General features: G+C 60.3%; 7 protein-coding genes and 1 pseudogene. 6 read left to right on the forward strand and 2 right to left on the reverse strand.

Features of this window, described 5'->3' with window-relative positions:
• A pseudogene (locus tag EOA19_RS01960) lies at window positions 1–275 on the forward strand (capsular biosynthesis protein CpsI); the annotation flags it as partial.
• Between the two features lie 400 nt (window positions 276–675).
• Here the strand turns inward: EOA19_RS01960 and EOA19_RS01965 are convergent.
• Together EOA19_RS01965 and EOA19_RS01970 are read right to left on the reverse strand one after the other, a co-directional pair.
• A complete protein-coding gene (locus EOA19_RS01965; RefSeq protein WP_128302534.1) occupies window positions 676–2,052 on the reverse strand; it encodes an HlyD family type I secretion periplasmic adaptor subunit in 1,377 nt (458 codons plus the stop codon).
• Window positions 2,045–3,796, reverse strand: a complete 1,752-nt coding sequence (locus EOA19_RS01970; RefSeq protein ID WP_164892821.1) for a type I secretion system permease/ATPase — start codon at window positions 3,794–3,796, stop codon at window positions 2,045–2,047. Before EOA19_RS01970 ends, EOA19_RS01965 begins: the two co-directional genes overlap by 8 nt.
• A 562-nt stretch (window positions 3,797–4,358) precedes the next feature.
• Here EOA19_RS01970 and EOA19_RS01975 point away from each other — a divergent pair.
• From EOA19_RS01975 to EOA19_RS01995, 5 genes are all read left to right on the forward strand, one after another.
• A complete protein-coding gene (locus tag EOA19_RS01975; RefSeq protein ID WP_245273057.1) occupies window positions 4,359–5,978 on the forward strand; it encodes a calcium-binding protein in 1,620 nt (539 codons plus the stop codon).
• Between the two features lie 508 nt (window positions 5,979–6,486).
• Entirely contained in the window at window positions 6,487–7,695 is a 1,209-nt protein-coding gene (locus EOA19_RS01980) for a glycosyltransferase family 4 protein (RefSeq protein WP_128302536.1), read from the forward strand.
• Window positions 7,692–8,951 (forward strand): O-antigen ligase family protein, encoded by a 1,260-nt coding sequence (locus tag EOA19_RS01985; protein ID WP_023808942.1) that lies wholly within the window; start codon window positions 7,692–7,694, stop codon window positions 8,949–8,951. Before EOA19_RS01980 ends, EOA19_RS01985 begins: the two co-directional genes overlap by 4 nt.
• Complete coding sequence (gene asnB / locus EOA19_RS01990) at window positions 8,951–10,948, forward strand: asparagine synthase (glutamine-hydrolyzing) (RefSeq protein WP_023808943.1); 1,998 nt, start codon at window positions 8,951–8,953, stop codon at window positions 10,946–10,948. The genes EOA19_RS01985 and asnB overlap by 1 nt, the downstream gene beginning before the upstream one ends.
• Window position 10,949: 1 nt before the next feature.
• On the forward strand, window positions 10,950–13,181 hold the full coding sequence (locus EOA19_RS01995) for an exopolysaccharide transport family protein (RefSeq protein ID WP_128302537.1): 2,232 nt from the start codon (window positions 10,950–10,952) through the stop codon (window positions 13,179–13,181).
• Window positions 13,182–13,187 lie beyond the last annotated feature (6 nt).

Consider the following 13,187-nt stretch of genomic DNA (forward strand, 5'->3'; position numbering starts at 1 on the left):
GTCCCGATCCGGCCACAAGCAGCGCCCCCTGGCGCATCTTCAACATCGGCAACAACAACCCGGTGAAGCTGACCGCCTATGTCGAGGCGCTGGAAAACGCGCTGGGCCGCAAAGCCATCGTCGAACTGTTGCCGCTGCAGCCCGGCGACGTGCCCGATACCTTCGCCGACACCTCGGCGCTGGAGCAGGCGGTCGGCTACCGCCCGACGACGACAGTGACCGAAGGGGTGGGGCGGTTCGTCGAGTGGTACCAGGCGTATTTCGGGCGGGGATAGACAAAGTCTTTGCAAGATCACGGCTGGCAAACTCGCCTCAGGCCACCGTCCAGTGATGCTCGATGGCTGCGCCAGCTCCTGCCAGCACGACGCCCACGGGATTGGCCGCCCCCCCGCAATTCGCACCACAGCAACATTGATCTTTGATGGGTGATGTTGCGGTTCGCTCGCCCGCCATCCGCCATTCGCGTTCGTTTATTTCATTGGGCAAAAAACTACCGACAGCGGACAAACTGCCTCGCTATTCGAATGATGCGGTAGCGGCACATAACGCGCATGTTTCCTCCAGCCGGAGGCGCTTCATCCCCGCGCCGCCGGTTAGGCTCGACGGCCGCCCGCCCCCAAAAAGCCGTCGGGCCGCCAGAAATCCCGATATCCTACTCGCCTCCCCTCCTCGCCATCACTGCGTAAACGCCTTGGACATCTGATCCGCAAATGGTTTCAACAGATAAGACCAGACATTGCGTTCATCGGTGCGGATATGAACCTCGGCGGGCATACCTGGCCTCAGCACCTTCGCTTCGGTCAGGCAGTTCGATTTGCTTTCGACCTTGATACGCGCCGAGAAATAGGAAAGCTGACGTTGCGGATCTTTAATCAGATCCGCCGAGATGTGTTTCACTGACCCTTGGCAGACCGGAGTGGTTCCCACGTCGAACGCCGGAAAACGGATCGATACCGGCTGCCCTGGCCGGACGTCGTCGACCCGCGACGGAGGGATCAGCGCGTCCACCACAAGATCGTCGGCATCAGGTACGATGGTCATGAGCATCTCGCCAGGCGCGATAACACCGCCGACGGTATGGACAGCCGATTCCTGTATCGTTCCGGACTGCGGCGCGCGGATCGTTGTCTTGGTCAATTCATCCTGGGCCACAATCCTCCGTTCGTTGAGTTCGGTCTGTTTGGCTTCCGTCTCGCGGAGTTCGGTCGTCACGTCAGTGCGCCTTTGGTCATCCAGCTGCAGCATCTGCAACCCCGTTTCGCTGATGCGCGCCTGCGCTTCAGCTACTGCGGCAGCGAGGCGCCCCGATTCTCCCCTGGCCCGGGTGGCATCCAGCCTGATGTTGCTCACCCTCTCCTTGGAGACGAGTTTTTTGGCGTAGAGGGAATCAACGTCGGCGAAATCCTTATTCAGCAGAGCAACCGATTCATCCACCGCGCTCTGTTGCGCTTTAAGACCGTCGATCTGACGTTCAAGTTGCTGGGATTGGCTTCTCAACTGTGCCTTCTGCCCAGCCAAAGCCGAGGCGCGCGTTTCAAAGAGGGCGCGCTCGCCGTTGACGAGCGCAGCCAGCTCCGGTTGGTTCATTCGCGCCTTCAGGCCGACCGGCAGCTGCATTTCCGCCAGGCCCGTGCGCTCGGCCTCCAGCCGGGCGAGGCGGACGGTCGCGCGATCGAGATCCTCACTGATGATTTGCAGGTTCGCGCGAGTCAGCGTGTCATCCAGCCTGACCAGCACGTCGCCGGCTCGTACATGATCTCCGTCCTGCGCGAAGATCCCGCCCACTGTGCCTCCGGTTTGATGCTGGACCTTCTTGACGTTGCTTTCCACCACCACGGTGGCTGGTGCAACCACAGCGCCGGCGATCTTGGTCAATCCCAGCCATAGGCCGCCGCCAAGGACCAGCAGACCGGTAATCGCCAAGCCGAATATCAGGTTGGCCCGTATACCGTCCGGCAGATCTGGCGCGCTCACGGCAGGCCGTTTGCTGCCACGAAGGGTCCGAGCATACGATGAGAAGGTGACGAATGTTTCGAGCAGACCTTCATGCATGTCCGGCAACACCCGGTATCGGCGCCAAAGAAGATGGCCGAGGTGAAACAGGCGGTGAAGGTCGGAGCACGTTCGCCAAGACCTGCTCGCGCGAGCCAAAGGCATGAACCGTCCCATTCGACATAACCAATACCTGATCGATGTTGGCGAGAGCCGAAGGACGATGCGCAACGACAATGACGATGCCTCCGCGCTGGCGCACTGCCCGTATGGCGCCGGCCAGGGCAGCGTCCCCATCTACGTCGAGGTTCGAGTTCGGTTCGTCGAGCACGACAAGAAACGGCTCGCCATAAAGTGCTCGGGCGAGACCCACGAGTTGCCTCTGCCCTGCCGACAGGGCCGCTCCGCCCTCGCCGATGCGGGTCTGAAACCCCTGAGGGAGTTGCATTATCATTTTCTCGACGCCGGCTGCTCTTGCCGCCGCAAGGACGCCTTTTGGATCCGTCTTGCCTCGGAACCTCGAAATGTTGTCTGCTACCGTGCCGTCAAACAACTCCACATCCTGCGGCATGTAGCCGATATGGGCGCCGAGCTGTTCCGAGTTCCATTGATCGAGAGAGGCGCCGTCCAATCTCACCGAGCCATGGAGCGGCTTCCACACCCCGACCAACGAACGCACCAAAGTTGTCTTGCCGGAACCGCTTGGGCCGATTACGGCCATCCCAGCGCCTCTCGACAGATGGAAACTCACATTCACCACGGTTGGCTTTGGCAAGCCGGGCGGCGCAATGGTCAATTGCTCGACCGCAAACCGCGCCTGCGGCCGAGGCAACTCCATTGGCTCGTCCTGGCGGCCGAATGCCGCCATGACCGCTGCCAGCTCGGAATAGCTGCGCCGGGCCGACAGAAAGCCTCTCCAGTTTGCGATCGCAGCATCCACCGGGGCCAAGGCGCGGCCAAGCAAAATGGAAGATGCGATGATCACCCCAGGTGAAGCCTCGCCGCCGATCACCAGGTAAGCGCCGAGACCGAGAACACAGGACTGCAACGCCATCCGCAGGGCCTTCGACAGCGAACTGGCGCCACCAACGACGTCAGAGAGACGTTCCTGCTGGGCGAGATAGGCTCGGCTGACGTCGCTCCAGCGTCGAGCCAGTCGACCAGACAGCCCCATTGCGTGAACGACTTCGGCGTTGCGCCGGCCGGAATCGGCAAGCGCCCGCTGCGACAGCAGCTCCTCCGAGGCACGCGCGGCGGGGCCTCGGCTAAACACTTCCGCGATCGCTGTTAAGAGGACCACAGCGATCGCGCCGACCGTCGCCAGCAGGCCGAGCGAAGGATGGAGCAAATAAATGATCAGCAGATAAAAGGGGATCCACGGGGCGTCGAAGATGACCGTCGGTCCCGTTCCGGAGAGAAAGCCGCGCAGTCGGTCAAGATCGTGCAAAGGCTGCAGACGGTCCGCATCACGCCCTGCCTTGAGCGGCAGGGACAGGGAGATGGAGAACACCTTTTGCTGCAAATTCCTATAGAGACGGCTGCCGATGCGGACCAACACGCGAAGCCGCACGAAATCCAGAAGCCCATGGACCGCATACAGACCCAGCATGCCGATCGTGAACCCCACCAGGGTGGGAACGCTCTGCGACGGCAGAACGCGATCGTAAATCTGCAACATATAGACCGAACCGGTCAGAGCGAGAATGTTTATCACTGCCGAGAACAGCGCCACGCCAAGCAGCCCAGGCATGCAGGCGAGAATGGCGGAACGTAGCTCGGGAGAACCAGCCCCCGATGTTTTCATGACCAGCGGTCGTTCGCGCGACACTGCCGCGCCGTTACTTCCGTAAGTTGTGATGGCTCAAACCTTTCTTGATGCGCATAGCAGCCGCTATCCGTCGCCCCCCTTATTACGCTCTGCTTACATACGTCGACTTTGAGGAAAATGCAGCGGATTCGTGGCATGAACCGGCGAAACGCGGCCGCCGACGTCTCCCTGTCTGGGGATAACTTCACGAAAAATGACGATTTTCGCTAAAGGAACTGGTCAGAACGGAGCCGGCAAAACAGGCGTATGTCCTTGCTCCCAAACACTTTCAAAGGTGCCACAGTCGGCTGAGCAAAATACCTGCTACTGAGCAACAACTTAGATCAATCAAACATTCTATCTCGCTGTGTTTCGTATTTGATTTCATCCTAATGTAGCAATCACCTAAGCAGACGCGGGGCATAAATCGAATCAACCAAAGGATCATTGGATGACACTCCATTATGCGTCCGGTGGATCAGCCACCGAAGTCGCAACCGCCGGGTTCAACCTGGTCGATGTTCAATATCTCTCGCAGGTCAATGCTTTGCCGGACGGCATGAAAGGCCTCGTCTATCTCGGCGCGCATGACGGCGTCACCTCCTCCTTCATTGAAAAAGTTACACCATTTCTGAACAACCCGAAGGTGTTCGGATTTTTCCTGATGGACGAGCCAGATCCCACCGGCAGGTGGGGCACATATGCAACTGCCGAAAACCTGAAAGCGGAATCGGATTGGATCCATTCCCATTTTCCGGGCGCCAAGACCTTCGTCACCATGATGAATATGGGGTCTCCTACAAATCCGGATTTTTCCAACACCTATAATCCGGCCAATACAGGCATCGACTATTACGGGTTGGACCCGTACCCGGTGCGCGATGACGTGAGCACGGTCGACTACAACATGATCGACAGGGCCGTGGGCGCGGCAGTGAAGTCCGGCATCCCGATCGACAAGATCATTCCGGTCTACCAGACTTTTGGCGGTGGCAACTGGACGACCGACACGGGCGGGAAGCATCAGATGCCAACGACGGAACAGATGCAAACGATGATAGATCATTGGGCAGCACTGGTTCCGTCGCCTGCCTTCGATTATGCCTATGCCTGGGGCTCGCAGAACGGAGACACAGCTCTGGAGAATTCGCCGGCACTGCAGGCCTTCTTCCAGCAGCACAACCTCCAAAGCACCGGTGGCTCTGCCGCCCCTCCAGCAAGCGATCCGATCGATACCCCGACCACGCCGCCAAGCGACGCCGGCGCCCCTGCTCCCGCCGCGCCGGCCCCGTCGGACAGCGATCATATATTCCATGGCACGCGCGGCGCAGACGTTTTTCACGCGACCACGGGCAATGACAAATATCTCGTCAACAATGCCCATGACAAGGTGATGGAAGCGCCAAGCGGCGGGGTCGACAAGGTCGTGGCCTCGGTGAGTTACGCTCTTACGGCGGGCTCACATATCGAGCAGCTCTCCACCGCCAGTTCGGGTGGCAGGGCGTCCATCAACCTGACCGGCAACGAGTTCGGTCAAGCCATCTATGGGAATGGCGGCGCCAACAAGATCAATGGTGGCGGTGGCGCCGACAAGATGACCGGCTATGGCGGCAATGACACCTATTACGTCGACAATGCCCACGACAAGGTGGTGGAGCAGAGAGGAAGCGGCGCCGATAAGGTTCTTGCCTCGGTGAGCTTCGCTCTTTCGGCTGGCTCGCATATCGAGCAACTCGCAACCACCAAGGCATCCAGCAAGGCCGCCATCAATCTGACCGGCAACGAATTCGGACAGACCATTCAAGGCAATGCCGGTAGCAACAAGATCGACGGCGGCGGCGGAGCCGATACGTTGAGCGGGCGTGGGGGCAGAGATGCCTTCGTGTTCAGTACCGCCCTTGGTGCTGGAAACGTCGACAAGATCACTGATTTCAACAAAGCCCAGGACAAAATCCACCTCGATCATTCCATCTTTGCCGGTCTCGATCAGGGGGGCCTCTCGTCGGACGCTTTCTTTGCCGGCAAAGCCGCGCATGACAGTTCCGATCACATTATCTACAACAGTTCGACGGGAGCTCTTTCTTTCGACAGCGACGGCGTCGGAGGCGCAAACCAGATCCATTTCGCGAGCCTCTCTCCGCATCTGTCGATTACCGCATCGTCTTTTCTGGTCACCTGAACCAGCCCAGCGAAGAAACGCTTTAAGAAGTCGGCGAGGCCCTTGGGCCTCGCCGACAGATGTTCCGGATGTGTGGACCAACAGCTGACGTGCGGGTTCCGTCCTGAAGACCGGGCGACGCAGGCCGAGGGCCGGCTTGACGGCCCAGCGCAACCACAAAGATTTTTTGCCATCAGCGAACCGCGGAGCTCAGGCACCGCGCCGCCGCAATTGGACACTCGAAAACCTTGGACAACCAAGGTGATGCAGACCGGCCACCCGTACCGGCTCAGGCAAGCACCGCGCTCATCCCGCAAGACACGAGTCACATGAACGCTCCGGCAATCGCGAGGGAATCTCGCCTCGCTGGTCGCCACCCTTCCAAACATCACTGGTGTCATTCAAACGGACGAGGACAGGCACCTGGTGTCCCCCTAGCGTGCACTCGGGCGGCATGCGCTCAGAGGTGATTAAACCGGGCCATGGCAGCATCGAGAGCCAATCGGCCATGTGCGCTTGGGAGAGGCAGATGAACCCGCACCTGGTCTGCGTGGGAGGCGAGGATCACGCCTTGAGAGTTCCCTTCCTCATCGCGCTGCGAGAGAAAGGCTTTCGCGTTACGGCGGTCTCGAGCGGTTCTCCCGTACCGTTTTTACGGCATGACATTTCGCATCACAGGTTCTCCTTCGACCGCTTTGCAAGCGGAGGCGGGGAATGGCGCACTCTCGGAACGATGCGCCGCTTGATGCAGGAGCTTCAGCCTGACATCATCCAGAGCTTCGACACCAAGCCAAATCTGTTAACGCCCCTTTCGGTACGGGGAACTGTTCCGGTCATTCGCACCATCAACGGACTGGGATGGACGTTCTCATCGCTGGAGCCTCGAGCCCTGGCCTTGCGTCCGGTCTATTGCGCACTGCAATGGCTTGCGTCTTCCTGGACGGCAGCGACCGTATTCCAAAATAGCGACGACCAACTGTTCTTCGAGCGCTTTCGGCTGATCGGTCGCGGAAGTTCGCGACTGATACGCAGTTCCGGAATCGATGTCGGCGCGTTCGCAACGGTGCGCCATCTCGGGTCCTCAGCAACGAAGATGCGAAAGGACCTCGGCCTTCAGTCCGCCGAAGTGGTGATCTTCGTCGGCCGTTTGACGCGCCAGAAAGGCGTGGCGACCCTTCTCAAGGCGGTCCCTCGCATTCTGTCCGCAAGGCCCTCGGCACGGTTTGTGCTCGTCGGCCCACGAGAATCCGAAGGCTCATTCGCAATCGACAAGTCGGAACTCGATCGGCATGCACCTCATGTGCTGGCCTTGGGTCCACGACGCGATGTCGCCGACCTCCTTGGCATGGCCGATGTATTCGCCTTTCCCACTCAGTATCGCGAAGGGGTTCCGCGTGTATTGCTCGAGGCGGGGCTGGCGGGACTGCCCATCGTGGCCTCAAGGATGCCAGGCTGCAGCGACGTCGTCGAAGACGGATGGAACGGCTACCTGGTTGCGCCGCATGATGCCGATGCCCTCGCCTCGCGAACAATAGACTTGCTGTCCGACCGCGCGGCGGCCAAGGCGATGGGCGCCCGTTCTGTTGAACTTGTCCGGAAGCGATTTGCCCTGCCGCTGGTGGTCGACCAGTACTGCGACCTTTACGACAACACACTCCGCGCGGGGCACATGCGACCACTCCCTGCCGTTGGGCTTGGAGGCGGCCTCGCAAATCACCGAGGCGGGGCACATCAATGATCCGGGACGCCTTGCTCGCCCTGGGGGTTGCTATGTCCTATGCGACGCAACTAGGCGTTCCGGGATTGCCGCTCGGCTATGGCGAATTGTTCATCGCGATCTGGATCGTGCTGGCGATTGGACGAATACTCGCTGGCGGTCGTCTCCAGCTCACACCCGCTTTTGTCCAACTGGCGAGCTTCTGGCTGCTCCTGTCGCTCGCTTTGGGGATCGGCACGATCGTCGGTTACCTGACCACCGTTCTTTATCTGACCGGGTTTGTACATGACGTTATGGCCTATGTGTTGCTGGCAAGCTTTACGTGCCTGGCCGCGGCGGAGCCGGACGCCGATCGGCATCTGCGCCGCAGCGCATGGTACGTGGTCGCGTTTGCCAATGGGGCCTTTGTGATACAGCTTGGTTTGGCTTATGGTGCGATCCACCAATCCGGCGTCGATCCCTGGTATTGGGACCGGTTCCGTGGCTGGTCAGAGAACCCGAACCAACTCGCGCTCTATTGCGCGCTCTTTGGCCCGCTGGCTTTGCATCTTGCCACGACCACGCGCAACCCATGGGCTCGTTTGCTTGCATTCTCATGCCTGCTCCTGACGTTCTATGTCGGCCGACTGACGAAGAGCGACACCTATCTCTATACCAGCATCCTGAGCTGCCTCATCTTCATCGGATTGCGGCTTCGTGCATGGATAGCAACGAGCGGCCGCGCCAGCATGCCCCGCCTGGCGGCAATTATGCTGTTGGCAGGCTCCTTCCCTCTAGCGCTTGCAATGACGCCGTACGCGCTCACCGAAGAGACCAGCGTCGCCAATTTTGCGAAGAGCCTTACCAAAGACGAAGGCGGGGAAGCGACCGTCGAAACGTTCGAACTCCGGCTTTATCTGTGGCAGGAGGCTGTGGAAAAAGGATTGAAATCCGGGTCCCTGGGACTGGGCCCTGGCCCCCACCTCGAGCGGCCTCCCGTGGCCGACCGTCAATTTCTACAGCGACCTTTCGAGGCGCATAACACCGTTCTCGACCTTTACCTGCAGGGCGGATTGCTTGCCGTGATGGCGTTGGTCTGGATCGTGGGCGCCGCCATGTCCTCCGCCTGGCGAGCGGGATTCGACGCCCTGCTGGTGCTCGGGGGATCGACGATAATCTTCAGCATGCCTCACCTGATCATCCGCCACCCGATCGTGTGGTTTTCGCTGGCTTTCTGCCTCGTTGCCGGAAATCCGACCGCACTTCGGCGGCAGCTTGCTGAACCGAGGGTGGCCTAATGTGTGGGATCGCGGGAATTCTATTGGCTTCGGACGCTCTGGACATAAAGCCACTTGGAGCGATCGGGCGGATGACTGCATCGCTGCGTCACCGGGGGCCGGATGGCGAGGGGCTCTGGATCGACCGCGAAGCTGGAATCGCACTGGGCCACAGGCGGTTGGCAATTGTCGACCTGTCAGCCGCCGGGCACCAGCCGATGCATTCCGCCAGCGGTCGGTACGTGATCACCTTCAACGGTGAGATATACAATTTTCGCGATTTGCGTAGCGAACTCGAGTGTGCGGGCCAAACCTTTCAAGGTGCTAGCGACACCGAAGTGATGCTCTGCGCAATCGAGCATTGGGGGCTTGAGGCCGCCCTCAATCGCTTTGCCGGTATGTTCGTCTTCGCATTGTGGGATCTCAAGACAAGAACCCTGCATCTGGCCCGCGACAGAATGGGCAAAAAGCCCCTCTATGTCGCATCGACCCGAGATGCGCTGGTTTTCGCGTCTGAGCTGAAGGCGATCAATTGCTTTCCGGGCTTTTCTCCCGACCTTGATCTTGATGCCGCCGCGGCAATGCTTTCGACGGGATGGGTGCCGGACCATCGCTGTATCTGGCGAAGCGTGTTCAAACTGCCGCCTGGTTCTGTCCTTTCCGTCACGGCGGCGAATTTTGCCGAAGACCGCAGCGCGGACCGTCTTTCCCGATGCATTCACCGCTGGTGGTCGCTGGCTGCCGTCGCTGCCGATGGGCGACGGAATCCCGCCATCGGCACCGACGAAGATCTGGTTGACGAACTGGACAACCGGCTTCGGCTGGCTGTGCGGGAACGTATGATCGCCGACGTGCCTCTGGGCGGCTTCCTGTCGGGCGGGATCGACAGCTCAGCCGTGATCGCCTTGATGCAGGCCCAATCCTGCAAGCCGGTTCGCAGCTTCACGATCTCGTTCGGAGAGGGCGGCTTTGATGAAGCTCCATACGCAGCGGCCGTTGCCCGTCATCTGGGTACCGACCACTCCGAACTTCACCTCTCGCCAAGCGCCGCACGTGACGTCATTCCCGAGTTGCCCCAGGTCTGGGATGAACCCTTCGCCGATGAATCACAAATACCGACCTTGCTCGTTGCCAGGCTCGCTCGTCAGCACGTCACCGTAGCGCTGTCGGGCGACGGTGGTGACGAATGCTTCGCAGGATACGGCCGCCACTTTATGGCGGAGCGGCTGAAACGGCACCTGCGCCTGCCCCGACAACTGCGCCGAACCTTGGCGGCAGGGGCAGGGTTTTTCGCACGCGCCGGACGTGACGATGCCGTTGGCAAACTGCCGCTCTCTGCGAGCGCGAGGCATTTTATCCGGAGCGACCGAATGGAACGCCTCGCCCGGCTGCTCACGGCATCGAACGAAGACGAATTGTTTCAGCGGCTGGCGCGGCCACAAGCTGAAAACCTTGGATATCAGCGGCCGACCGAACCAACCCACGGCTACGGCGGTCCGCCGCTTGACGACCTGCTCTCCCGTCTTCTGTACGATGACATGGCGGGCTACTTGCCTGGCGATATCTTGGTGAAGCTGGACCGTGCCACCATGGCCAACAGCCTTGAGGGTCGGTGTCCTCTGCTTGACCACCGCGTTGTCGAATTCTCCTGGCGGCTGCCATCCAACATGAAAGTTCGTGATGGCGCCGGCAAATGGATCCTTCGCCAATTGCTACGCCGCTATCTCCCGCAGCACCTGATCGAGCGTCCGAAACAAGGCTTCGATGTCCCTATCGCTGCATGGCTGCGGGGTCCGCTGCGCAACTGGGCCACCGATCTTCTCGCCGACATGCGAACCGAAAGCAGTGACGTATTGGACACCGCGAAGATCGACGCCTGCTGGCGCGATCACATTGATGGCCATAACCGCTCGCGCGAATTGTGGTCCGCGTTGATGTTCCAGGCCTGGCGGAGCAAGGCCAATCGGCAAGCACAGCAAACCGGCCCAACTCATGAACGCGACCTGGCAGGAGTGTAAGATGGTAGGTTCCGCAATCAGCCCGATCCAGCTGCCACGGGTCAATCAACTACCAGCACCGGTTCTCGAAGGCAGAGTGCCCGTGCGGTCATTGCGTGAGTATGTCGAGCCGCCCACCGCGTCGCGCCAACTCTTCGTGATTCTGGCAAGGAGAAAATGGTCTATTGTTGCCTTCGCTGTGTTGGGCGGCTTGTTGGCGGGGTTGCTGGGAAGCCTTCGACCAGTTCTCTACGAGTCAACAACCCAGCTTATCGTCGACGCCCCCTCGCGCGGTTCACTGCCCGTCGGCGCCCCGTCTTCGCAGGACCTCGTTGATTCAAGCATAGATGACCACATCACGATGTTATCGTCGCAAGATCACCTGCGCCGCGTCATGGCGGCACTGCGCAAGACAGGTGCGGCGGAAACCGGACAGGACAATTCCGCGAGCAGGAATTCCCGGCTTGAACCGTCTGCCACCCCTCCCCCAAGGACACGCTCACTTGCCGGCGGTCTACTGGACTGGCTGTGGCCAGGGGCGGACCAGGTAGCCAACGGTCCACAAGCCGAGGATGCCTCCGAGTTGAGAGCTTTGCGGCGAGGCATGCGGGTCGGGCAGGAGCTGCGATCGAGAGTAATCTCCGTCGCTTTTGCCGATGACAGCCCCGCGCGGGCGGCGCTCGTGGCCAACACATTCGCTCAGGTTTATGTCGACTCCCTAGCGAAGAAAAGGCAGGCATCCGACCAGCAAGAGCTCGATGCGATCACCGCCAGTTTGCCCGGGCTGCAAAATGATCTGCAGGCAGCGGCAGACCGCCTTGAGAAATATCGGCTGAGCCACGGAGCCATCGACCAAGGCTCGGCGGACAATGCAGCCAGGGAACGGGCCGACCTCAGCCAGCAATTGTCGATGTCAAAGGCGGACCTCGCCGCTGTGGAATCTCGGCTTCGATACGTCCAGGGGCTTCGAGAGCATGGGGCCTCTCTCACCGCCTTGGCCGAAGCTATTGGCGCGCCTGAACTTGCCGACCTTGCGGCTCGACAGGCTCTCGCGCCGGCAGACCAGGAACTCAGAGCCACGACGCAAAGCAAGATCGAACAAGGCGTCGACAAGATTGCTGCCGATGCAAACATTTTCCGTGCACAGATCGCCGCTCTTGAAAGCCGAAAGAACATCCTGGATGCGGTCATGGCCGACACCGCCAGCCGGCTTTCCGGTTTGCGGGCTCTCGAGCCGCAGGTCAGCCTGCTGACCCAGCGATATAACGAACTCCTTGGTCGACAACAGGATTTGACGCGGCGTATCGGAGTTCCCTCAGCTGGAATTTCCATCCTGTCCGCTGCTTGGCCGCCGACTATCCCGCAGACCTTGCCAGCCATCTTCCTTGTTCCCCCTGGGATGATCCTATTCGCCATTCTGGGGGCGATGTACGTCACGATGCGCAATCATTTCGACCGGACTTTCCGTGGCGAGGCCGAGGCAGAAGCGGTGCTCAAGGTTCCCTGTGTGGGGCAGATTCCCGAAGCAGGCGGAATGCATGCCAAACAACTGCGAAACCTCGTGCTGGGGGAGCGCAGGTCCGCATATAGCCGCGCCGTGACGTCGTTGCTGATTGCGGCGGCACCAAATGCGCTAAGGGCTCGTTCGTCGTACACGGCGCTTGTCACCTCCAGCGTGCCGCAGGATGGCGGGACCGAGCTCGCGTGGAGCCTGGCGCTCGCCGGCACGCGACTGGGCGGTCGAGTACTGTTGGTCGATCTTGAACGCAAGGGCGTTCAGCTCACGCTCGAGTTCCTGCACCAGTTCAGCGAACGCAAGAACCGCCATTCCTTCGCTGACTATGTTTGCAATCGCTGCGACCTGGAAGGTGCCGTTGCCAGGCTGCATGAAATCGGGATCGACGTAATGACCGCCGCTCCGTCGGACGACCTGCTGGCGCTGCTATCATGCGAGGACGGAGGCAAAGTGATGGCGGATCTGCACGCGACCTATCGCATCGTGATCATAAACCTGCCGTCGGCGCTGGGGCGGCCGGAAGCCAAATTTCTGCCAGGATGGGCGGACGTGGTTCTTTTCGCCATCCGGTGGAGGAAAACGCCACGCACCCTCGCTCGCGGGGTGCTGGAACTCCTTCAGGGCAACGGTTCTCTTGCGATACCTGTTGGCAGTGTCCTCACGCGAGTGAATCTGAAAAAACATGCCGGATATCGGCTCGAGGACAGCGCTGACCTCTTGCGCGAGCAAATAGCATGACGGCCA

Source organism: Mesorhizobium sp. M7A.F.Ca.US.010.02.1.1, from assembly GCF_004023085.1.
In the GTDB taxonomy this organism is placed as follows: Bacteria; Pseudomonadota; Alphaproteobacteria; order Rhizobiales; family Rhizobiaceae; genus Mesorhizobium.

Coding starts and splice junctions, on each gene's coding strand:
- EOA19_RS01965 (WP_128302534.1), bottom strand. CDS start 2,052: ATGCATGAAGGTCTGCTCGAAACATTCGTCACCTTCTCATCGTATGCT.
- EOA19_RS01970 (WP_164892821.1), bottom strand. CDS start 3,796: ATGAAAACATCGGGGGCTGGTTCTCCCGAGCTACGTTCCGCCATTCTC.
- EOA19_RS01975 (WP_245273057.1), top strand. CDS start 4,359: ATGAAAGGCCTCGTCTATCTCGGCGCGCATGACGGCGTCACCTCCTCC.
- EOA19_RS01980 (WP_128302536.1), top strand. CDS start 6,487: ATGAACCCGCACCTGGTCTGCGTGGGAGGCGAGGATCACGCCTTGAGA.
- EOA19_RS01985 (WP_023808942.1), top strand. CDS start 7,692: ATGATCCGGGACGCCTTGCTCGCCCTGGGGGTTGCTATGTCCTATGCG.
- asnB (WP_023808943.1), top strand. CDS start 8,951: ATGTGTGGGATCGCGGGAATTCTATTGGCTTCGGACGCTCTGGACATA.
- EOA19_RS01995 (WP_128302537.1), top strand. CDS start 10,950: ATGGTAGGTTCCGCAATCAGCCCGATCCAGCTGCCACGGGTCAATCAA.